18 protein-coding genes and 1 pseudogene are annotated in these 20,324 nt (G+C 72.1%); 9 read left to right on the plus strand and 10 right to left on the minus strand.

Features of this window, described 5'->3' with window-relative positions; genetic code table 11:
* Positions 1–185: 185 nt before the first annotated feature.
* Genes AMYBE_RS41605 through AMYBE_RS0113480 form a run of 8 tightly spaced genes read right to left on the minus strand, consistent with a single transcriptional unit; the run spans position 186 to position 8,807 of the window.
* Complete coding sequence (locus AMYBE_RS41605; protein ID WP_020659905.1) at positions 186–1,487, minus strand: MFS transporter; 1,302 nt, start codon at positions 1,485–1,487, stop codon at positions 186–188.
* Positions 1,488–1,490: 3 nt separating this feature from the next.
* Positions 1,491–2,201, minus strand: coding sequence for a VOC family protein (locus AMYBE_RS0113450; protein ID WP_020659906.1), 711 nt, complete (start codon positions 2,199–2,201; stop codon positions 1,491–1,493).
* 16 nt (positions 2,202–2,217) lie between these two features.
* A complete protein-coding gene (locus AMYBE_RS0113455) occupies positions 2,218–3,312 on the minus strand; it encodes an NADH:flavin oxidoreductase/NADH oxidase (protein ID WP_020659907.1) in 1,095 nt (364 codons plus the stop codon).
* Entirely contained in the window at positions 3,309–4,265 is a 957-nt protein-coding gene (locus AMYBE_RS0113460) for an amidohydrolase family protein (protein ID WP_020659908.1), read from the minus strand. The genes AMYBE_RS0113455 and AMYBE_RS0113460 overlap by 4 nt, the downstream gene beginning before the upstream one ends.
* Positions 4,262–4,702 carry a cupin domain-containing protein gene (locus tag AMYBE_RS0113465; RefSeq protein WP_020659909.1) on the minus strand — a complete coding sequence of 147 codons (441 nt, stop codon included), beginning with the start codon at positions 4,700–4,702 and terminating at the stop codon, positions 4,262–4,264. The genes AMYBE_RS0113460 and AMYBE_RS0113465 overlap by 4 nt, the downstream gene beginning before the upstream one ends.
* A gap of 16 nt (positions 4,703–4,718) precedes the next feature.
* Complete coding sequence (locus AMYBE_RS0113470) at positions 4,719–5,909, minus strand: FAD binding domain-containing protein (RefSeq protein ID WP_020659910.1); 1,191 nt, start codon at positions 5,907–5,909, stop codon at positions 4,719–4,721.
* Positions 5,909–7,288, minus strand: a complete 1,380-nt coding sequence (locus AMYBE_RS0113475; RefSeq protein ID WP_020659911.1) for an MFS transporter — start codon at positions 7,286–7,288, stop codon at positions 5,909–5,911. Before AMYBE_RS0113475 ends, AMYBE_RS0113470 begins: the two co-directional genes overlap by 1 nt.
* Positions 7,289–7,319: 31 nt before the next feature.
* Positions 7,320–8,807, minus strand: a complete 1,488-nt coding sequence (locus tag AMYBE_RS0113480; protein ID WP_027927623.1) for an aldehyde dehydrogenase — start codon at positions 8,805–8,807, stop codon at positions 7,320–7,322.
* A 119-nt stretch (positions 8,808–8,926) separates the two neighbouring features.
* Here AMYBE_RS0113480 and AMYBE_RS0113485 point away from each other — a divergent pair, with 119 nt between their 5' ends.
* Both AMYBE_RS0113485 and AMYBE_RS0113490 read left to right on the plus strand, forming a co-directional pair.
* Positions 8,927–10,654 carry a helix-turn-helix domain-containing protein gene (locus AMYBE_RS0113485; protein ID WP_020659913.1) on the plus strand — a complete coding sequence of 576 codons (1,728 nt, stop codon included), beginning with the start codon at positions 8,927–8,929 and terminating at the stop codon, positions 10,652–10,654.
* Between the two features lie 227 nt (positions 10,655–10,881).
* On the plus strand, positions 10,882–12,495 hold the full coding sequence (locus AMYBE_RS0113490; protein ID WP_027927624.1) for a metallophosphoesterase: 1,614 nt from the start codon (positions 10,882–10,884) through the stop codon (positions 12,493–12,495).
* A 363-nt stretch (positions 12,496–12,858) separates the two neighbouring features.
* On the opposite strand, the gene AMYBE_RS0113495 is transcribed toward AMYBE_RS0113490, so the two are convergent.
* Positions 12,859–13,227 (minus strand): cupin domain-containing protein, encoded by a 369-nt coding sequence (locus tag AMYBE_RS0113495; protein WP_020659915.1) that lies wholly within the window; start codon positions 13,225–13,227, stop codon positions 12,859–12,861.
* A 161-nt stretch (positions 13,228–13,388) separates the two neighbouring features.
* On the opposite strand from AMYBE_RS0113495, the gene AMYBE_RS0113500 reads away from it, so the two are divergent.
* Together AMYBE_RS0113500 and AMYBE_RS41610 are read left to right on the plus strand one after the other, a co-directional pair.
* Entirely contained in the window at positions 13,389–14,003 is a 615-nt protein-coding gene (locus tag AMYBE_RS0113500; RefSeq protein ID WP_020659916.1) for a TetR/AcrR family transcriptional regulator, read from the plus strand.
* Positions 14,004–14,421: 418 nt separating this feature from the next.
* A complete protein-coding gene (locus tag AMYBE_RS41610) occupies positions 14,422–15,045 on the plus strand; it encodes a VanZ family protein (protein WP_020659917.1) in 624 nt (207 codons plus the stop codon).
* A 351-nt stretch (positions 15,046–15,396) separates the two neighbouring features.
* Here AMYBE_RS41610 and AMYBE_RS46635 read toward each other — a convergent pair.
* Positions 15,397–15,684, minus strand: a pseudogene (locus AMYBE_RS46635) (response regulator transcription factor); the annotation flags it as partial.
* A 47-nt stretch (positions 15,685–15,731) separates the two neighbouring features.
* Here AMYBE_RS46635 and AMYBE_RS0113510 point away from each other — a divergent pair.
* From AMYBE_RS0113510 to AMYBE_RS0113530, 5 genes are all read left to right on the plus strand, one after another.
* Positions 15,732–16,379: a CBS domain-containing protein gene (locus tag AMYBE_RS0113510; protein ID WP_020659918.1), complete on the plus strand. Its 648-nt coding sequence runs from the start codon at positions 15,732–15,734 to the stop codon at positions 16,377–16,379.
* Between the two features lie 31 nt (positions 16,380–16,410).
* Positions 16,411–17,166, plus strand: a complete 756-nt coding sequence (locus AMYBE_RS0113515; RefSeq protein ID WP_020659919.1) for a sigma 54 modulation/S30EA ribosomal C-terminal domain-containing protein — start codon at positions 16,411–16,413, stop codon at positions 17,164–17,166.
* A 245-nt stretch (positions 17,167–17,411) separates the two neighbouring features.
* Positions 17,412–18,179: a sigma 54 modulation/S30EA ribosomal C-terminal domain-containing protein gene (locus AMYBE_RS0113520; protein WP_020659920.1), complete on the plus strand. Its 768-nt coding sequence runs from the start codon at positions 17,412–17,414 to the stop codon at positions 18,177–18,179.
* On the plus strand, positions 18,176–18,589 hold the full coding sequence (locus AMYBE_RS0113525) for a pyridoxamine 5'-phosphate oxidase family protein (RefSeq protein ID WP_020659921.1): 414 nt from the start codon (positions 18,176–18,178) through the stop codon (positions 18,587–18,589). Before AMYBE_RS0113520 ends, AMYBE_RS0113525 begins: the two co-directional genes overlap by 4 nt.
* Positions 18,586–20,319 (plus strand): sensor histidine kinase, encoded by a 1,734-nt coding sequence (locus tag AMYBE_RS0113530; RefSeq protein ID WP_020659922.1) that lies wholly within the window; start codon positions 18,586–18,588, stop codon positions 20,317–20,319. The genes AMYBE_RS0113525 and AMYBE_RS0113530 overlap by 4 nt, the downstream gene beginning before the upstream one ends.
* The last annotated feature ends 5 nt before the right edge of the window (positions 20,320–20,324 follow it).

Genomic DNA, 20,324 nt, shown 5'->3' on the forward strand with positions numbered 1-20,324 from the left:
GCTGTCCGTCGGCACGAGCAGGAAGCGCCACGCCGTGCGAGATCGTGCGGCCGGGCCGACGGATTCAGGTCGTTGATCGGGCTTCGCCGTGCCTCCCAGGTCCGCAGGGCGCTCGGCGCAGGACAGCCGGAGGGCCTACGTGTTCTCGGTCTGCACCGGCGCGCTAATGCTCGCTGCCTTCCCGCTCAGCGCCGGCCGAGGTTCTCCGTCGGCACCCGGTGGGTCTCCGGCCCCGCCAATGCAGCGACGGACGCCAGCACCGCTACTCCCGCGCAGATCCACACGGTCGGATGCCAGGTGCTCCGGCCTTCGCTGAGAGCCTGCGCCAGCGCGGGCGCGAACCCCGAAGCGAGCAGCCCGAGCATCAGCCCGACCGCCATGCCGGTGTAGCGGACGCGGGCGGGGAACTGCTCCGGGTAGTAGGCCGCGCCCACCCCGACCGGCATGATGGCGAACACGCCCATGCCGATCACCCCCGCGGCGAACACGAGGGGAAGGTTCCCGGCGTCGATCGCGCCGAACAGCACGAACAACGACAGGCCGGAGCCCAGTGCCCCGGCCACGAACACCGGTTTGCGGCCGATCCGGTCCGACAGCCGCCCGACCAACGGGGCCGCCACCACCGCGCCGAGGTTGCCCAGCGACACCACGGCGAGCATCACCGGCCGGGACAGGTGCGCGGGTCCGGTGGCGTAGGCGAGCGCGAAGACGGTGAAGATCGTGCCCATGACGTTGACCGTGCTGCAGACCGCGACCCGCAGCGTGGTCACCCAGTGCTCGCGCAACAGCGTCACGATCGGCAGCGAAGCGCGCTCACGCAAGCCGGTGAACACCTCCGGTTCTTCGAGTTTGCGCCGCAGCAGGAAGGCGACGAGCGTCAGCACTCCGCTGAGCAGGAACGGCAGCCGCCAGCCCCAAGTGTGCAGCTGCTGTTCGGACAGGGCCGTCAGCGGCAGGAACACCAGGCTGCCCAGCGCCATTCCCAGCTGCATCCCGCTCATGGAGAAGCCGGCGTAGTAGGCGCGACGGTCGTCCGGGGCGTGCTCCACGGTCAACGAAGTCGATCCGGGCGACTCGCCGCCCGCGGAGATGCCTTGCACCAAGCGAAGCACGACCAGCAGGATCGGCGCCGCGACGCCGATCGAGGCGTAGGAAGGCAGCAGCCCGATCGCGAACGTCGCGAGGCCCATCAAGCCGATCGTCAGCATGAGGGCGAGCCGGCGGCCGAGCTTGTCCCCGAGGTGGCCCCACAGCACGGCGCCGAAGGGGCGGGCGACGTAGGCGACGCCGAACGTCCCGATCGACAGCAGGGTCCCGGTCGCTCCGGCGTTCGGGAAGAACACTTTGCCGAAGACCAGGGCAGCGGCCGACCCGTAGATCAAGAAGTCGTAGTACTCCAGCGCGCTGCCGAAGAACCCGGAAACCGCCGCCCGGCGGACCTTCCGGGATCTCGGCACCGCGGGGGCGTGCGGAACGGCAGTGGACATGGCTCAGCTCCCGGTTGCTTGGTGGGTGATCGGGTTCAGGCGGATGGTGCGGGGGCCGTCGGTGGTGTCGAAGGTGACCGCGTACAGCCCGTCGGGACCGCCGTTGTAGGCGATGTCGACGCCGAGGTCCGAGGGAGCGGCGACGTCGCCGAGCCAGGCATTCAGGTCCGCCGCGGTGCCGCCGAGCTCGATCGCGGTCACCCCGGTCCCCCGCACGTCGCCGGTGCCCGGTTGGGGCGGGAGCACGCTGGAATGGTTCGCCAGGTCGGGCACGTGGTAGAGGTTGGGCTTGCCGCGCAGCCAGGAGTTCCGGAAGTCCGGTGCGTGCACCGAGGGCGCGCTCCCCTGCGCGGGAACCATCCGGACCTTGCCGCCGTCGATGTCCCCGGACGGGGTGATCCCGTGGTGCCGTGCGAACTCCGCCACCTCCTCGACGTCGTCGCTGCGCAGGCACAGCCCGGCGAAGCAGTCCCCGCCCGCGGTCTGGCGTTCCAGCTCCAGCGCCAGCGGGGCGCGCTCGGCGATCATCCGGTGATCGACGATGCTCTCGACCTCGACGTAGACGTACCCGCCGAGCGAAAGCAGTTTCTGGCCCAGGCCCAACCCGGGGAAGTAGCCGCCGTCGGCGCTGCCGAGGCCGGTCGCCCGGCTCAGGTCGGCGGTGGTGCGGTAGAGGTTGTCCGACCAGACGGCGATGTGGTCGAGGCTGATCACGGCGTTTCCTGTTCTGTCAGGCCACTGTGGACGGTTTCGGGACGGCTCGGCCGTACTGCCACGGATAGGCCCCCGCGAGCAGGCCGGGGTCCAGCCGGGCCATCGCCCGCAACGGCCAGGACGGATCGCGCAGCGCTTCCCGCGCCAGCAGGACGGCGTCGGCGGCGCCATCGGCGACGATCGCCTCCGCCTGCTCCGGCTCGGTGACGAGCCCGACCGCGGAGACCGGCAGCCCGGGCACGGCGGAGGCGATCCGCCGCGCGAACGGCACCTGGTAGCCAGGCGCGACCGGGATCTCCTGGTCGGGGTCCAGCCCGCCGGTGGTTACGTCGAGCAGGTCGACCCCGCGAGCCGCCAGCAGCCGGGCCAGCTCGACGGTCTCGTCCGGGGTCCAGCCGCCGGCCACCCAGTCGGTGGCCGAGACCCGCACGAGGAGCGGCCGGTCGTCCGGCCAGGCGGCGCGGACTTCGTCGACCACCCGCAGGAGCAGGCGGGTCCGGTTCTCGAACGAGCCGCCGTAGGCGTCGGTGCGGCGATTGGCCCGCGGCGAAAGGAACTGGTGCAGCAGGTAACCGTGCCCGGCGTGGATTTCGACGGCGTCGAACCCGGCCCGCACCGCCCGCCCGGCCGCCGCGGCGAAGTCCGCGGCGATCCGGTCCAGGTCGGCTGGTGACGCCTCGGCCGGCGTCGCGAACCCGCGGTAGGCCGACGCCGACGGCGCCAGGGCCGGCCAGCCGCCGTCGGCCGGCGGAATCGTGCCCCGGCCCTGCCCGGGGATCCGGGTCGACGCCTTGCGCCCGGCATGCCCGAGCTGGACCCCGATGGCGGTGCCACGGGCGTGCGCGAAGCCGGTGATCCGCCGCCACCCCGCGACCTGCTCCTCCGACCACAGGCCGACGTCGGCCGGGCTGATCCGGCCCTCCGGGGACACCGCCGTCGATTCGGTGAGCACCAGTCCGAACCCACCGGCGACCCGGGCGCCCAGGTGGACCAGGTGCCAGTCGGTGGGGACTCCGTCGGGGCCGGCGCTGTACTGGCACATCGGCGAAAGCCAGACCCGGTTCGGCAGTTCCAGGCCGCGCAGCCGCAGCGGCTCGAACAGCGCGCTCATCGGGCCTGCCCGAGGAAGGCGCGGGCGTTCGCGGTGAGCGTGGCGGCGTCCAGCCCGCTTCCGGTGGCGAACCCGAGCGGGTCGCGCTGGGCCATGTCGAACGGGTAGTCGCTGCCACACACGACGGCCTGCTTGCCGGCCCGTTCGGTGAGCAGGCCGAGCAGCGCCGGATCGTGGGTGACTGTGTCGAACCACAGGTCCCGCACCGCTTCCCCCGGTGGGCGGGCCGAGTCGCGGCGGACGTCCGGCCGAGTGCGCCAGCCGTGGTCCCAGCGGCCCAGCAGGCCCGGCGTGCAGCCTCCGCCGTGCACGAAACAGATCCGCAGGCCGGGCAGCGCGTCGAGGACACCGCCGAGCAGCAGCGCGGCCACCGCGGTCGCCGTCTCCACCGGGTTGCCGATCAGATTGGCCAGGTAGTGCCCGGACCATTCGTGCCGCGGCAGCTGCATCGGGTGCACCAGCACCGAAAGCCCGAGCCGGGCGCACTCGCCGAGCACGTGCCGCAGGACGCCGGAGTCCAGCGACGCGCCGCCGAGCAGCGGCGGGATCGCCACCCCGGCGATGCCGGGCGCCGAGGCCAGCCCTTCGAGCCGGGTGGTGGCCGCTCCGGCGTCGTCGAGCGGCACCAGGCCGAGCCCGGCCAGCGCGCCGTCGGACCCGGCGACGACCTCGGCGAGCGCGTCGTTGAACGCGTCGACGTAGTCCGAAGCCGGACCCGCCACCGGAAACGCGAACGGGGGCGCGGAAAGCACGCGCACGGCGAGGCCCGCTTCGGCCATGTCGGCCCGGATCGCCGGGACGTCGCTCATCGCGCGGGTGGCGATCGATAGCGGCACCTCGCCGAGGTGCAGTTCGCCGTCACGATCGCGAAGCGGCCCGTACGGCGCACCCGGCGGCAGCCCGAAGAGGTCCGCGGGCAGCCAGTGCGCGTGGACGTCGATCCCGCCGCTCACGCGCGGTCCAGCGGAAGCGGCGCGTTCGCGCTGTCGAGGTGCTCGACAGTGGTGAACACCAGGTCGGTGTCGCCGGCGTTTTCGATGTCGTGCAGCAGGTACTGCCCCGCCGCGAAGGTGAAGTGCCGGGTCTCCCCCGCTTCGTAGGACACCTCTCGGGTGGTGCCGTCGCTGGTGTGCTGACGGCTGCGCCCGGCGTTGACGGCGGTCCAGAAGTAGTCCAGGACGTGCCGGTGGGCATGCCACCGTTCACCGGGCGCGAGGCGGATCTCCCAGACGCGCACGCGGTCGTTCTCGCTGAGCAGCCGTGAACCCACTTCGCCGTCGTGGGCGTGGGCCTCGAACTCGGCGCGCAGCTCGGCGCTCCAGCCGGTGAAGCCGGTGCCGGTCAGCTCGCCGGCGAGCGGGAGGTCGGACAGGAATCCGGTGTCGGTCATCGTGGGTCCTTTCGGGTCAGCGGACGGGGCCGTAGAGGCCGAACCGCAGGTCGGGGTCGCCGGGGGTCCAGGTGTTGCGGAACTGGGAGCGTTCGCCCATGTCCTTGACCCGGGCCAGGAGCCGGGCGCCCAGTTCGAGCTGGGCCGGCTCCCACTTCCGCAGCGCGGCGGGGATGTCGCCGTCGGCGGCGGTCAGCGCGTCGGCGAGCGCCCAGCCGTCGGCGGCGGCTTTGGCGGTGCCGGCGGCGGCGTGCGGGCGGGCGGCGGACGCGGCGTCGCCGAGCAGGGCGATCCGGCCGTCGGCCATCTTCGCCGACCGGACGTCGGACACGACCTGGACGTAGGGCTGCTCGGTGGCGGTGACGACCTCGGCCGCGGCCGGCGCCAGCACCTTCGCGGCGGTCTCGCGCATCTCGTCGACGTAGCGGTCCTGGACCTGACCCGGGTGCAGCGAAACGGATCCGGTGAAGCCCCGCTTGTCGATCAGCATCTCGGCGAGCTCACCGCCGGCGGGCACGTTGCGGTACCAGACATAGTTCATCAGCCGGTCCCTCGGACCGGTCCCCGTCTCGCCGGGGATCGGGTAGAGGGTGATGTGCGAGTGCGGAACGACGCTGTAGGAAATCGCATTGCCCATCAGCTCCCGCACGTCGGCGGGCAGCGTGTGCTCGGGCACGGTGCCGCGCCATCCGACGTAGCCGGAGTATTCCATTGTGGACTCCGGGTCGAGCACCCGGCGGCCGACCGAGGTGATCCCGTCCGCGAACACCACCAGCTCCGCCGCCGCCCGCCGGCCGCTGACGAACCGGACGGTCGCGTGGTCCGCGTCCTGCGAGACACCGCAAGCGAATTCGCCGAGGTGGTAGTGCGCGGTGCCGAAGTCGGCGAGCAGCGCGCGGTAAAAGGTGCCCCATGAGGTATAGGTCCAGTGGCGCCGCTCGCGGTGCACGATCTCGTTGCGCGCCCCCAGGTACTGGACGTACTCGGTGGCCGTCGACAACGCCTCCGGGTCCTGGTTGCTGCGTTCGGCGAACCAGCGGACCGTGTCCGGCTGCAGCACGATCCCGCCGCCCCGGCCGTCCAGCGGGGTCGGGGTGCGCTCGAAGACGTCGACCTCGAAGCCGAGGTCGCGCAGCAGCAGCGCGGTGGTCAGCCCGCCGATGGAGCCGCCGATCACGACGGCGCGGGCGTGGGTGTACGGGGACATCAGAGCTTCTCCTCGGCAGGAGCCGCGGTTTCCGCGGCGGGGACGATGGCGGGATCCGACGGCAGCGGCAGGCCGCGGGTTTCGGGCGCGAACAGCAGCCCGAACGCGCCGAGCAGGCCGACCGCCACCACGCACGTGGTGGCCAGGCCGAGGTCACCGCCGAACCAGGACACGGCGATCACGCCGGCGACCATCGGGCCGGCCGCGGTGAAGTACCGGCCGATCCCGTTGTACAGCGCCATTCCGCTGGCGCGGACCGACGGCGGGAACAGCTCCGGGCCGTAGACGAGAATGCCGGACAAGGCGCCGTAGAGGCCGAACCCGGCGATCGGGATCAGGCCGAGGAACAGTCCCCAGCCCGGCTCGAACGGGAAGAGCAGCACGACGCTGACCGCCGAGATCGTGAAGCTCGTCAGGAACGCCCGGAGCCTGCCGATCGCGTCGGCGAGGAAACCCCAGCTGGCGTACCCGAGCACACCGCCGGCGTTGAACAGCATGGAGGCGACCGCGACGCGGGAGTTCGCCACGTCCGGGGGCAGCGCCGCGGCCGCGGCGGCCTGCCGGATGACCTGCGGGTACCAGGTGGACACGCTCCAGAACGCGACCAGCGAGCCGGTGGCCAGCGCCGTGCCGACCAGGGTGGGGCGCAGCAGCGGCCGGGTGCACAGCCGGCGCAGCACGAACCGGTCGTGCTCGTGGCGCTGCCCGCGGGCCCGCCGGGCACGGCGGGCGGCGATCGCGCCCTGGATCTCCGGTGGTTCCGGAACGTGCCGCCGGATGAAGTAGACCAGCAGCGCGGGCAGCACGGCGATCCCCATCATCAGCCGCCAGCCGTAGCCGCCGAGGATCGAGTAGCACAGTGCCGAGATGAAAAACCCCAGCGCGTAGCCGGACATCATCACGCCGCACGCGCGGGCCCGGTAGCGGTTGCGCCACACCTCGGCGACCAGCGCCGCACCGACCGGTGCCTCGACGCCGGAGCCGAGCCCGGCGACGAACCGCAGCAGGCCCAGCTGCCACCAGGTGTCCGCGAACGCGGCGAGTGCGGTGAAGACCGCGTAGGTGACGATTCCCGCCGAGAGCACCCGGACCCGGCCGAAGTAGTCGGCGAGGACGCCGAAGAGGATCCCGCCGGTTCCCCAGCCGACCAGGAACAGCGCGACGGTCAGGCCGCCGTAGAGGCCGATGGCGCCGGCCGCGGGGTGGATTCCGCTGTGCGGCAGCAGTTCGGTCATGGCCGGGCCGAGGATCAGCGCGTACAGGCTGCCCGCGAAGCCGTCGAGGGCCCAGCCCATGGTCGTGCCTGCCAGCACGAGCCACTGGGTACGGGTGACGACGGTGCGCCAGGACCCCGGCGCCGGGAGGGGATGGTTCGCCATGGTCGGCTCCTTTGCCGAAGATCGAACGGGGTCAGTTGAGGCGGCCGGGGGCGGCGGAGCCGTACCAGTCGACGTCGTCGGCCGCGGTGCGCACGACGACGGTCTTGAGCCAGGTGAAGTCGTCGAAGGACTCGGTGCCGGCGTCGCGGCCGGTCCCGGATTCCTTGATCCCGCCCCACGGCAGCGACGGTTCGAGCCGGTGGTGGTCGTTGACCCAGACCATCCCGGCCTGGACCCGGTCGGCGACGCGGTGCCCGCGGGCCAGGTCGCGGGTCCAGACGCCCGCGCCGAGCCCGAAGCGGTTGTCGTTGGCCTTGGCGATCGCGTCGGCCTCGTCGTCGAAGGGCACTACGACAGCGACCGGGCCGAAGATCTCCTCCCGGGCCACCCGCATGTCCATCGTCGCGTCGGCGAGCACGGTGGGCCGCACGAAGAACCCGCCGTCCAGCGGCGCGGGCAGGTCCGGGACACCGCCCCCGGCGGCGACGCGGACGCCCTCGGCGCGGCCGGCCTCGACCAGTGCCAGGACCTTCTCCCGCTGGGCCGAGCTGACCAGCGGGCCGAGCTGGGTGGCCGGGTCCGACGGGTCGCCGATCCGGATCGCGTCGGCCCGCCGGGCCAGTGCCGTGACGAACTCGTCGTAGCTCGCGCGCTGGACCAGGAAACGGGAACCGGCCACACAGGACTGTCCCGCCGCGACGAACGCGGCGAACGCCGCCCCCTCGGCGGCGACGGCGGGGTCGATGTCGTCGAACACCACGATCGGCGTCTTCCCGCCGAGCTCGGCGGTGACCCGGGCGAACCGGCTCGCGGTGGCGACGGCGGCCGCCCGCCCGGCCTCGGTGCCGCCGGTCAGGGTGATCTTGGCGATGTCCGGGTGCCCGGTGAGCCGCTGCCCCACCTCGCGGCCGCCGGTCACGACGTTCACCACCCCGTCCGGGATTCCGGCCTCCGCCAGCAGCCCGGCCATGGCCAAAGTGGACAGTGGGGTGGTCTCGGACGGCTTGACCACGACGGTGTTGCCGGTCGCCAGCGCCGCGGACAGGCTGCGCGCCAGGATCAGCAGCGGGTGGTTGAACGGGGTGATGATCCCGCAGACGCCGAGAGGGGCCCGGCGCTGGTAGGTCAGGTACGGCCCGTCGGAGGGCAGTACGGCGTCCCGCTGGGCGGCCAGCAGCCCCGCGTTGTAGCGGAACCACTCAGGCACCCGGGACAGCTGGGCGCGGGTCTCGGTGACCGGGCGGCCGTTGTTGCGCGTCTCAAGCCGGTAGAGGTCCTCGGCCGCCTCCTCGATGACGTCCGCCACGCGCAGCAGCAACCGGCCGCGCGCGGTGCGGCTCAGGGCAGGCCACGGGCCGTCGAGGAACGCCGCCCGGGCTCGGGCCACGGCCGCGTCGACCTCGGAGAGCGAGCTGTCGGGCACGGTGCGGATGACGGCACCGGTGGCGGGGTCGAGCACCGGGCGGCCACTCGTGCCGGGTTGCGCGTGGACGGGGGACGAAGCGGTCGTCGTCGACATTCCGGCCCTTTCTCTGGCGGGTGGGTCGCTTCGGAGTCTGACCTCCGGCACCACCTCTCGGATATGTCGGCCGAGACATAATTCGACTTCTTTAGTGTCTTCTGAAACACTTCCTGCTTATGGAGGACGAGCACGAGCTGCGCGCCTGGCTGGGGGCGATCGGCACGCTCACCTCGGCCGTGAACTCCGGCCGCGGCCTGCGGGAGGTCCTGGACCTGGTCGCCTCGACCGCCCGGCAGCTGCTCGGGCTCGACTTCTGCGGTGTGCTGGTGCCCGACGCCGGGGAACGCAACCTGGTGATCGCCGGGTGGAGCGGACTGTCGGACACCTACGTCGCCCGGGTCAACTCCGACCATCCGGTCCGGCTCGAGGACGGCCCGGACAGCGGCGCGCCGTCGAGCCGGGCCTACCGCTCCGGCCGCCCGGCCGCGGTCCGCGACATCTCGCGCGAGCCGGGCTTCATCTGGGGCGGGGTGGCCCACGATCAGGACTACCGGTCGATGTTGTCGGTTCCGCTCGTCACCGCGTCCGGCGTGATCGGCACCCTCAACAGCTACCGTGCGGCGGTGCACGAGTTCGGCGCCGAGGAGACCGGCCGCCTGCAGCTGCTGGCCGAGCACGCCGCGATCGCGATCACCTCCGCCCGGCTTGTCGAGGACCTGCGCGAGCAGCACGAGCTGGTCACCCGCTCGGAGCAGATCCACGAGCGCCTGCTGCGGGTCGCGGTCCGCGCCGGCGGGATGCCCGGGATCGCCGCCGCCCTGCACGACCTGCTCGACACGGCGGTGGTATTGCAGGACGCGCGCGGGGAGGTGCTGGCCGCGGCCGGACCGCCGGCCGAGCCGCCCGGCGAGGGCTGGGCCTTGACGGCTCCGGGCCGCGACCTGGTCCGCGAACAGGACGGCCGCGTCGTCGCCGACGTCGTCCTCTCCGGAGAGGTACCCGCCCGGGTCTGGCTCCCCTGCCACCCCGGCCCGCTGTCCACAGTGGATCGCCGGGCGCTGGAGCACGCCTCCGTGGTGCTGTCACTCGAGCTGCTTCGCCGACGCACCGCGCTGGAGGTCGAGCAGAACCTCCGCGGCGAACTGCTGGCCGAGCTGCTCGGCGGCGCGGACCCGCGTGCGGACGCGCTCCGCCACCGCGCCCGATTGCTCGGGCACGATCTGACGCGGGCCCACCGCGCGCTGGTCGCGCGGATCGACACCACCGGGCGAGGCAATCCCGCCCAGGCCCGGCGCCGCGCGATGGACGAGGCGAACCGGCTGGCGTCGGCCATCACCCCGCGGCCGCTGGTGGCCTTGCACCGGGACGAGGTCGTGGCCCTGTGGCCGGTCCCGTCGAAGGGGTCCGAAGCCGCCGATGCCTTGCGCAGAGCGCTTTCCGCGGCGGTCGGGGTCGTCGCCGCCACGGTCGCGGTGTCCGAACCTGCCGACCACGAGTTCGCCGAGGCCTACCGCACCGCGAAAGGCGCGCTCGCCCTCGCGGAGCCCGGCGGCGTCGTCACCCTGGACGGGCTGGGCGTGGCCGGCCTCCTGCTCCGGCTCGGCGACCCGGAACCCCTGCGGCGGTACGCCGAACGCACCCTTGGGCCGCTGCTGGAGCACGACGATCAGCACGGCACCGCACTGGTGGCCACCTTGCGCGCGCACCTGACCCACCGCATGGACCGCCAGGCGACGGCGCAAGCGCTCCTGGTCCACCCCAACACGATCAGCCAGCGCCTGCGCCGGATAGAGACGCTGGCGAAGCTGGACCTCCGCGACCCGGCAGCGGCGGTCGAGGCGCGTGCGGCGCTGACAGTGCTGGACGTGGCCCGCGGCCTGTCCCGGCGTCTCCCGCAGAGCTGAGACAGCGTGCGTGTCCTCGCAGTCGGTACCCGCCAGCATCCGCCCGCCCTCGGGTCCTCTTGACCGGAGCCACCGGGCGTCCGGTATCGGCGCGGGCGTTGCCGCGCGCTCCGCCACCCGGGTGCTGGGTGTCGTCGGTGAATCCGGCCGGGCAGGCCATTGTTTCGTCCCGCGTCGTTCACCGGAACGTGGTGGCCACCGGGCCGGCGATCGGCAAGTGTGTCGGGATGACCGACGACGAAAAGATCTTCGCCCGCCACCTCAGCCGTCGCGGCTTCCTCGCCGCGGCCGGCGCGGCGGGCGCCGTCTTGTCCGCGGGGCCGCTCGCCGGGACTGCGGACGCGGTACCGACTGGCGAGGACGTTTCGGCCTTCGGACCGGCCTCCGACGCTGCGAAGACTCCCCCGGTCGACGGCCTGCACCTCCAGTTCGGCGCCGACGCCGCCGCTGAAGTGGTCGTTTCGTGGCACACGCTGCAGCCGGTGCGGAACGCGCGCGTGCTGCTCGGCCGGGGCGACGGCCGGTACGAGCGCAGCATCCCAGCCAAGGCCGTCAGCTACACCGACGCCAAGTCCGGCCGGGTCGTCTACGCCTTCCACACGTCCCTTCACGGGCTGCTGCCGGACAGCGAGTACATCTACGCGGCCCTGCACGACGGTGCCGAGCCGGTGCTCGCGACCTTCCGCACCGCGCCCCGGGGCCGCGCGAAGTTCACCTTCACCAGCTTCGGCGACCAGGGCACGCCGACCCTCGGCAAGCGCTACGTGCCGCCGGCCGGCGTGACGCTGCCGAACCCGCCGCTGGTCAACGACAACCTCGGCTCGCCGGCCGCGGGCGACACCACCGCCGGCGTCGAGCGCGTGCGCCCGCTGTTCCACCTGTTCAACGGCGACCTCTGCTACGCCAACCTGGCCACTGACCGGGTCCGAACCTGGTGGGACTTCTGGACGAACAACAGCCGCAGCGCCCGCAACCGGCCGTGGATGCCGTCCGCCGGCAACCACGAGAACGAGCTGGGCAACGGTCCGATCGGCTACGCCGCCTACCAAACGTACTTCTCGGTGCCGCCGGCCTCCGGGCAGACTGACGTCACGCGCGGCCTCTGGTACTCGTTCACCGTCGGCTCGGTGCGCGTGATCAGCGTCGCCAACGACGACATCTGCTACCAGGACGGCGGCAACTCCTACGTCCGGGGCTACTCGGGCGGAGCGCAGAAGGCGTGGCTGGAACGGGAACTGGCGGCGGCGCGGGCGGACCGCGGCGTCGACTGGGTGGTCGTCTGCATGCACCAGGTCGCGATCAGCACCGCCGACCAGTTCAACGGCGCCGACCTCGGCGTCCGCGAGGAGTGGGTGCCGCTGTTCGACCGCTACGGCGTCGACCTCGTCGTCTGCGGCCACGAGCACCACTACGAGCGGTCGCACCCGATCCGCGGCGCGGCGGCGAACGCGACCCGCACCCCGGTGCCCGCATCGACCCGCACCGACGTCGTCGACACCACGAAGGGCACCGTCCACATGGTCCTCGGCGGCGGCGGTACGTCGGCGCCGTCGAACCAGCTGTTCTTCACCCCGCCCCGCTGCCGGGTGATCACCAAGGTCGGCGACCCCGACCCGAAGACCGGCAAGCGCCCGCCGGTGTACGTCACCGAGGACGCCCCGTGGTCGGCTGTCCGCGACGCGGCGAATTCCTACGGCTTCGCGGCCTTTACCGTCGACCCGGGCACCCGCCACGGCGGAATGACGACGATGCAGGTGACCTACTACGACGTCGTCGGCCCCGGCGGCGACCTGAAAGCCTTCGAAACCTTCACCCTCCGACGACCGCGCTCCGACGCCTGACAGCCGCCGCCGACGGCTCGCGGTGCAGCCCGCCGTGCGGGCCGGCGGCCGCGAGCTCAGGGACTCGGTCGGGGTCGGAACCGACCGAGTCCCCTCGCCGCGGTGCCGCGGCGTCCTTCGTCCTCGCCTACCGCTGCATCGGCTGGCTGCCGAAATTCGTTCCCGAACACACTTCCACCACGTTCGGCGCCTACCGGATCTTCGTCGGCCCGCTGCTCCCGGCAGCGCATCGCCGCGCCCGAACCGTCCACAATGGAGCGCGCTGCGCTGCTGCGTGCGCACGCGTTGCCCGTCACGGCTGCCGGGTTGCAGGACCATGACGGTCCGGCTCTTGGCGCAGGGGGACGATGCGCCGACGCGGCATCAGCGGACAGCCGGTCCAACGGGCCCGAGGACGCCGGTCTCGGCACGGACCCCCTCTTTCAGCTCGATGAACAGCGCGTGGCTGTCGGTGTCGCCGATGTTGTGCCCGGAATGCTGCTGCGCGGCAAGCCAGCCTACTTTCCCGGCCGTCAGCTCCATGTCGTGCGAGGTGTCGTCACCGGAATACATCCGCCGGCGGAACGAGCTGAGCACGACCAGCACACTGTCGGGATGGGCGTGGCGAGTGGTGCGGTCGCCCGGCTTGTCGGTGTATTCGAGCACGCGGACGCGCTCGTTCTCGAACACCACTTTGTAGTGGTCGGGGTTGGTGACAGCGGGGTCCAGAGCAGCGGCCGAATCGATGGTCATGACTACCTCACCGAGCAGGTTCGAAGTCCGCCCGGCGGACGCCGGACGCTCGGCCCGGCCGCGCGGCGCGCCAGCTCGGCAGGGCCGGCGCGCCGGGAGCAGGGGCCGCAACGCAGATTTTATTGCACACATTCATGCATGTAAATGGCTAAGATGGAGCCATGCCGCGCCGCTACTCGATGCAGACCCGCCGCCGCGCCAGCGAAGAGGCGCGGACCCGGATCTTCGACGCGACTTTGGACGCCCTGGTCGCCTCGGGCGGACAGCAAGTCACCATGCAGGGAATCGCCGAACGAGCCGACGTGGCGCTGCGGACCCTCTACAACCACTTCTCCAGCCGCGACGAGCTGTTGACCGCAGCGTTCACCCACCACACCGCGCAGACTCGCGCGGCCATCGAGGCGCTCGATGTGCCCGATGCCGCGCCCGAACATCAGCTGCAGCACATCGTCGAGGCGTACTACGCGCGCTACGAACAGATGGGCCCCCGTCTCACCGTCCTGCTCGCCCAGCGCGACGCACCGGAACTGGACGAGCAGATCCGCGCGATCCGCCGATGGCGACGCACCCTGCTGAACAGCGTGGTCGAACGCGCCCACCTGGACGGCAGGCTCGCGGTCTCCGCAACCGCAGCTCTGGGGCTGGCCTACACCTTGACCAGCCACGCCGGCTGGCGAACCTTGCTCGACACCCTCGACGGCGACACCGCCGCAGCTCCGCGCGCAGCGACCGAGGCATTGACCTCCGCACTGTTCCACCAACGGCCCGGCGCCTGACAGCACTGATCCCGACGCGCGCCAGCCAGCGGTCTCCTGACCGCCCGCACCGCATCCTTGCGCAACCGCGGAAGTGCCGAGGATCGACTTGAGGCTGCCGCGCAGGATCGGGACCGGGCCGCGGTCGGGGGTGCGGAGGCCGCCTGAACGGCAGCGGAGCGTCTTCGCTGACGAACGACGGGCGGCCGGACCGAGAAGGCCGGCGGCTTCTGTTAGCTGCCGCCAGCCGCCACCGCACTACACGGATGGGCTAACTGTCCGGTACCTCCGCGCCCTCGCGGCTGACGCCGTCAATGCCGCATTTTCTCCTCAGAACATGGCGGCGATCACCCCTTTGTGAGTGATCTCGACTCCTGCCGACCCCGACCTCGGATGCGAAGGTGATCTTGAACCGCCGAGGGGAGCGGGAAGGAGCCGCATGGATGCAGTGGTGGACCGGATGATCCCGGTCCTGATCCTCGCCGTGCCTGGTGCGCTGCTGTTCTGGGTGCTGCTCGCGGCCCGGCGCCGCCGGAGATGCACGCCGATGGCCGCCACGTTCACCGCAGGGATCGACATGGCGATCCTGCTGTGTGCGGGGCTAGTGCTCGCGGTGACGACCGCGCCTGCCGGGCAGACCCACACCAGCACGCTCCATCTCGTCCCCGGACAGGACATCGCCAACGTCCTGGCTCAGGACGACGCTCTCCCGCAGATCGCCGGCAATCTGGTGCTGCTCGCCCCGCTCGCCGCGCTCGTCCCGATCCGGCTGGCCGCATTGAGGCCGACTTCCCGGCTCGTGTGCACTGCGGTGCTCGTTTCGGCCGGGCTCGAGGCGCTGCAGTACCTTCTGCACGCCGACCGCGTGACCGCTGTCGACGACGTCCTGCTCAACACGATCGGCGCCGCCGTCAGCGCGCGTCTGAGCCGCAGCTTGTGGCACACAACGCCGGTTTCGATCCCGTACCCGCGCACCGCGCCGGAAGACGTCGGCAAACCCCCCAGCGCATCGGCGGAGCGGTCGCCGAACTCCCCACCCAGCTCCGTAGAGTCGCCGGGATGATCCGCCCCGGCCGACGCACGCCGCAATCTGCCTGGATGTGGTGCCAGACCGCGGGTTGATGCTTTCAGACCGCTGACCCGGCAGTGCGAGTGGTGTCAAATTCGACCGCGAGAGCTCGCCCGAGGCACGCGATCCGCGTTGGCGGTCGTGCTCAATCTCGATCCAGGTGGCAATGGCCCACCGGGGCTCCCCCGAGGTTCCACCGCCGAGTGTCGGGAACGTTCTTCTGCCACAACGAAAATCGGCCCCACAGCGGCAAGGGACGCGGCGCGCTCGCCCGCCCGTCGACCCGGTCAGCCCGTGGCCGCGCAGCGCGGTCGCGTTGCGATACGCACTGGCGAGGATGACCGACACGTGATCCTTGACGGTACCAACGCTGACCTGGATGCGTTTCGCAGTGTCGCGATTGGACAGTCCGCCCGCGATGAGGACTAGCACGGCGCATTCCCGCTCGGAGGGCTGGTCAGCCTGCGCGGCGGCGGAGTCGAGGTAGCCGTCGGCCACGGGCGGGCGTGGCCCTCGGCCAAAGCCCCACGCCGCCGGAGTGCGGACCAGCTGGGCGAGCTGTTCGGGCGAGGTGCCCTCGAGGAGGAGCCCAGCCCTCCCGCGTCCTCGCCATCCACCCAGTCGGATTATCATTTCAACAGTTGCTAATCTTAGCAAGTCCGAAAGGAGGCGTCCGCCAGATGACCGATCAACGAGTGGCCGACGTGATGACCCGCCAGGTCGTCGCCGTCGGACTCGACACCCCGTTCCGGGACGTCGTCCACGCCCTCCTCGAACACGCCCTGCTCGCGGTGCCGGTCGTCGACCCGGCCGGTCGCCCGGCCGGCATCGTCTCCGGAGCCGACGCCGCCGCGAAACGCGAATTCCGCGGCGGTGCGGACGCTCCGCTCTTGCTGGGCAACCTTCGCCGCTGGGGCCGATGGCGCAAGGCGGGCGCGTTCACCGCGGCCGAAGCGATGACCACTCCGGCCCCCACCGTGGCCGCTACCGCGCCCGTGCACCTCGCCTTGCGCCGGCTGGCCGACCGGCGCTACGCGCAACTGTGCGCAGTGGACGAGCGCGGCCGTCTCGTCGGCGTCCTCACTCATCACGACGCTTTGCGCTGCTACCTGCGGTCCGATGCGGAGATCTGCTCGGAGCTCGAAGCACGCCTGCCGGGCGAGATCGTCCTCCACGTCAGCGACGGCACCGTCACGCTGACCGGCACCGTGCAGCTGCGCAGCTCCGCCATTCACGCCGTCCGGGATGCCCGACAGATGCCCGGGGTCGTCGTCGTCCGCGACTGCCTCGACTACCGCATCGACGACCTGCACGCGCACGGCCTCTGAATTGGCAAGTCTGCGCGGTGAAAGGGCGAACATGACCAGGCCGAGCATCGTGGTGCGCACCTCGGGCGAGGTGCCCGACGCCGCACGGGACGACGTTCTCCGCCAGATCGGGAACTTCGCTGGCCGCATCGACGGCGAGGTCGCCGCGGTCCGGATCCGGCTCACCGCAGTCCGCCGGCCGGCAGCGGCGCTGACTCAGGTCAACCTCAATGTCGACGGGCGTGCGCTGCGCGCTCAGGCCGCGGCAGGGTTCTTTCCCGAGAGCGCGACGCTGGTGCAGGCTCGGCTGCGGGCGCACCTCGTTCGGATGCGCGCCCCGGAAGCACCGCGCGCTTGGCCGGACGCCGAGCAACGCCATCGCAGGCCGCCGCTGGTGGCAGTCTCGCCGCCGCAGCGCCGGATCGTCCGGCGCAAGCGCCTCGCACTGCTCCGCTGCCGCCCCGACGAGGCCGCACTAGCCATGGACCTCATGGACTACGACTTCCTCGCGTTCGTCGACGCCGACACCGGGGAGGACAGCCTGGTCGCCCGCGCCGGACCCACCGGTTACCGCCTCAGCCGCGTCGCCGCGAGGTGCCCGCCACACCCGCCTGCCGCGCACCCGTGGACGGTCGACGTGCATCCCGTGCCGCTGCTGACCGCCGGACAAGCCGCCGGCCGCCTCGACACCACCGAAATGCCGTACCGGTTCTTCCGCGACGCCGCCACGGGGCGCGGCTCCGTCCTGTATCTGCGCTACGACGGCCACTACGGTCTCCTCGCCCCTGCTGGCACCGGTCGGGCGTGATGGCACTCCCCCAGCGGACGGAACTCAGCCGGGCGAACGCGCCGCCGCTGTCCGGCGGCGGCCCCGCCCGGCGCATCGGGTCCCGCTGCCGGAGCGCCTCTGCGGCGCACCGGCCGGACCGCGGCTGGAGCCGAGTGACTGCCCCGCACGGGGTCCGGCCCGGCAGGGACCGTTGGGCCCTAGCCCAGTCCGGGCGCCGCGCCCTAGCTTCGCCGGATATCTCCCGCACAGAAAGGCTTCGCACCATGGCAAGACCGGACATCGCGATCCACACGTCCGGTGACGTGCTCGACGAAGCCGGCGACTACGTCCGGCGAATGGTCGCGAACACCGCCCGCCGGATCGGCGGCGAAGTCGCCGCGGCGCGGGTCCGGCTCACCACCTATCGGCAAACCCGTGCCGCCAGCCCGGCGCTGGTGCAGGCGAACCTCACCGTCGACGGGCGGCCGGTGCGCGCTCAGGCGGCCGCCCGGTTCTTCCGGGAAGCCGGTGCCGTCCTGCGCAAGCAGCTGATCGCGCACGCGATCCGGCTGAGAGAGCCGACCGCGCTGCGTTCCTGGCCGGACGACAGCCCCGGCGGCGCCCGGCCCCCGCTGCTCGCTCTCCCGCCGGGCCAGCGGCGAATCCAGCGGCACAAAAGGCTTCCGCTAGCCCGCTGCAGCCCCGGCGAAGCGGCTTTGACGATGGACTTGATGGACTACGAATGCACGCTCTTCGTCGACGCCGACACCGGCCAAGACAGCCTGGTCTCCCGGGTCGGGCCCACCGGATACCGGCTCACCCGTCTCGCCGGCCTGCATCCGCCGGCGGAACCGGCGGGCCTTCCATGGACCGTCGACGTGCACCCGGTACCGCGGCTCACCCCTGAGGAAGCCGCCGAGCGGCTGGACGCCACCGATCTCCGGTACCGCTTCTTCCAGGACGCCGAAACGGGCCGGGGAAGCGTTCTCTACCTGCGCTACGACGGCCATTACGGCCTGCTCACCGCGGCCGGGCCGGAGGCTCTCAGATGAGCGGCGCCGCGATGGTCGAACTCGACCGGGCGACGGCATTGCGCTTGCTCAGCAGCGCCGTGGTCGGCCGGATCGTGTTCACGCAGAACGCGTTGCCCGCCATCCGGCCGGTCAACCACCTCGTCGACGAAGACCTGATCATCATTCGCAGCCACGCCGCGGCCGCCCTGATGTCCAGTGTGGACAGAGTCGTCGCGTACGAAGCCGACCACTTCGATCCGGGCAGCCACGCCGCCAGCTGGAGCGTCGTGGCGACCGGCATCCTGCGCGCGGTCACCGACCCGGCCGCGATCGTCCGCTACGAGCGGCTGCTGCGGCCCTGGGTGGCGAAGACCATGGACCAGATCCTGCAGATCGAGCCCCGGCTCATCACCGGTTTCTCCCTCAACGGCGCGGACGCCGACGGGTGAGCCTCGAACACGAGGACAGGTCTGCCCAATCCGACGACCCCGCCGAGGCAGTGCCGCGCCGCGGCTGGCCGGCGGAAGGAGCTCCCGCCACCGGGCTGGCTGTGCCCGAGCGGGTGCGCCGGCTGCTCGACGCGGTCATGAACCTGGGCAGCGGGCTCGAATTGCCCCGAGTGCTGCGGGAAATCGTGGAGGCCGCGGCCGGGCTCACCGAAGCGGAGTACGGCGCGCTCGGCATCGTCGGCGACGGCCGGCGGCTGGCCGAGTTCCTGCCGGTCGGCATGAGCGACGAGCTCATCGCCCAGCTCGGCCCGCCGCCGTGCGGGCACGGCATTCTCGGGGAACTCATCCGGCGCCCCGAACCGCTGCGGCTCGCCGATCTGACCCGGCACCCGAGCAGCCACGGCTTCCCGGAGAACCATCCGATGATGCGCACCTTCCTGGGCGTGCCGGTCCGGGTGCAGGACGAAGTGTTCGGAAACCTCTATCTCACGCAAAAACGCGGCGGCCGCGAGTTCGACGAGGAGGACGAAGCCGTGCTGGCCACGCTGGCGACCGCGGCCGGGATCGCCATCGAGCACGCCCGCATGTACCACGAGAGCCGCCGCCGCGAGCGGTGGCTGGAAGCGCTGAACGAAATCACCCGCAGCATCCTGGCCGGCAGCGACCCGCGCGACGTCCTGCGGCTGATCGCCCGCCGAGCCCACGAAGTGGCCGACGCCGACCTGGTCTCCGTGCTGCTGCCCGCTGACGACGGCAGGCACCTGCGGGTCGAGGTCGCCGACGGCGACGACGCCGCGCTCGTCGAAGGATCGGTCGTGCCGGCCGGCCGTTCGCTGGCCGGTCTCGCCGCCCGCACCGGAGCGCCGGTGGTCAGCCGGGACGTCGCGGCCGACCCGCGAGCGCATCCGCTCGGCGCCGCCGACCGAGGCCGGCCCGTCGTCGCGGTGCCGCTGCCGATCGACGCGGACGCCTGCGGCGCGTTGCGGCTGAGCCGGTCCGCCGGCGGTCCCCGGTTCGACGAAACCGAAACCCGGCTGATCTCCGGATTCGCCGGCCAGGCAGCGCTCGCGCTGGAACTGGGCAAGCGACGTGCGGAGAGCGAGGAGCTGGCGCTGCTGCACGACCGCGACCGGATCGCCCGGGACATGCACGATCTCGTGGTCCAACGGCTCTTCGCCACCGTCATGGCCCTGCAAGGCACCGCCGGCATGACCGACCCGGCGAAGATCGGCGCCCGCGTCTCGCGCGCCGTCGACGACCTCGACACGACGATCGAGGTAATCCGGTCCACCATCTTCGCGCTGCGCATCGACGGGAGCTTCGACGGCGGCGCCAGCCTGCGCCGCCGGATGCCCGAGACCGTGCGGATGGCGGCGCAGTCACTGGGATTCAGCCCGGCACTGCGCATCGAGGGACCAGTCGACTTCAGCGTGGACGCCGAGCTGGCCGAACACATTCTGGCGGTCACGGCGGAGGCGCTGAGCAACGTAGCCCGGCACGCCTGCGCGAGCCGGGCCGACATCGTCCTTTCCGCGCCGGCGGACGGGAACGCCTTGATCCTCGTCGTCACCGACGACGGGAAAGGCACGGCTGCCGCCGGCGGCAGCGGCGGGCTCGCCAACATGCGATCCCGCGCGGGGCTGTGCGGCGGCACGCTGTCCGTCGAGTCTCCCCTCAGCTCAGCCGGGGGCACCCGGATCGTGTGGCAGGTGCCGTTGCCGGACGACTGAGCACG

The sequence above is a fragment of the Amycolatopsis benzoatilytica AK 16/65 genome (genome assembly GCF_000383915.1).
Taxonomy (GTDB): domain Bacteria; phylum Actinomycetota; class Actinomycetes; order Mycobacteriales; family Pseudonocardiaceae; genus Amycolatopsis; species Amycolatopsis benzoatilytica.

Bases quoted from the DNA above. Each gene is read 5' to 3' on its own strand.
- AMYBE_RS0113495 (WP_020659915.1), bottom strand. From the start codon at position 13,227: ATGACCATCGATTCGGCCGCTGCTCTGGACCCCGCTGTCACCAACCCC.
- AMYBE_RS0113520 (WP_020659920.1), top strand. From the start codon at position 17,412: ATGGCAAGACCGGACATCGCGATCCACACGTCCGGTGACGTGCTCGAC.
- AMYBE_RS0113510 (WP_020659918.1), top strand. From the start codon at position 15,732: ATGACCGATCAACGAGTGGCCGACGTGATGACCCGCCAGGTCGTCGCC.
- AMYBE_RS0113500 (WP_020659916.1), top strand. From the start codon at position 13,389: ATGCCGCGCCGCTACTCGATGCAGACCCGCCGCCGCGCCAGCGAAGAG.
- AMYBE_RS0113480 (WP_027927623.1), bottom strand. From the start codon at position 8,807: ATGTCGACGACGACCGCTTCGTCCCCCGTCCACGCGCAACCCGGCACG.
- AMYBE_RS0113525 (WP_020659921.1), top strand. From the start codon at position 18,176: ATGAGCGGCGCCGCGATGGTCGAACTCGACCGGGCGACGGCATTGCGC.
- AMYBE_RS41610 (WP_020659917.1), top strand. From the start codon at position 14,422: ATGGATGCAGTGGTGGACCGGATGATCCCGGTCCTGATCCTCGCCGTG.
- AMYBE_RS0113455 (WP_020659907.1), bottom strand. From the start codon at position 3,312: ATGAGCGCGCTGTTCGAGCCGCTGCGGCTGCGCGGCCTGGAACTGCCG.
- AMYBE_RS0113485 (WP_020659913.1), top strand. From the start codon at position 8,927: ATGGAGGACGAGCACGAGCTGCGCGCCTGGCTGGGGGCGATCGGCACG.
- AMYBE_RS0113465 (WP_020659909.1), bottom strand. From the start codon at position 4,702: ATGACCGACACCGGATTCCTGTCCGACCTCCCGCTCGCCGGCGAGCTG.
- AMYBE_RS0113475 (WP_020659911.1), bottom strand. From the start codon at position 7,288: ATGGCGAACCATCCCCTCCCGGCGCCGGGGTCCTGGCGCACCGTCGTC.
- AMYBE_RS0113515 (WP_020659919.1), top strand. From the start codon at position 16,411: ATGACCAGGCCGAGCATCGTGGTGCGCACCTCGGGCGAGGTGCCCGAC.
- AMYBE_RS0113490 (WP_027927624.1), top strand. From the start codon at position 10,882: ATGACCGACGACGAAAAGATCTTCGCCCGCCACCTCAGCCGTCGCGGC.
- AMYBE_RS0113470 (WP_020659910.1), bottom strand. From the start codon at position 5,909: ATGTCCCCGTACACCCACGCCCGCGCCGTCGTGATCGGCGGCTCCATC.
- AMYBE_RS41605 (WP_020659905.1), bottom strand. From the start codon at position 1,487: ATGTCCACTGCCGTTCCGCACGCCCCCGCGGTGCCGAGATCCCGGAAG.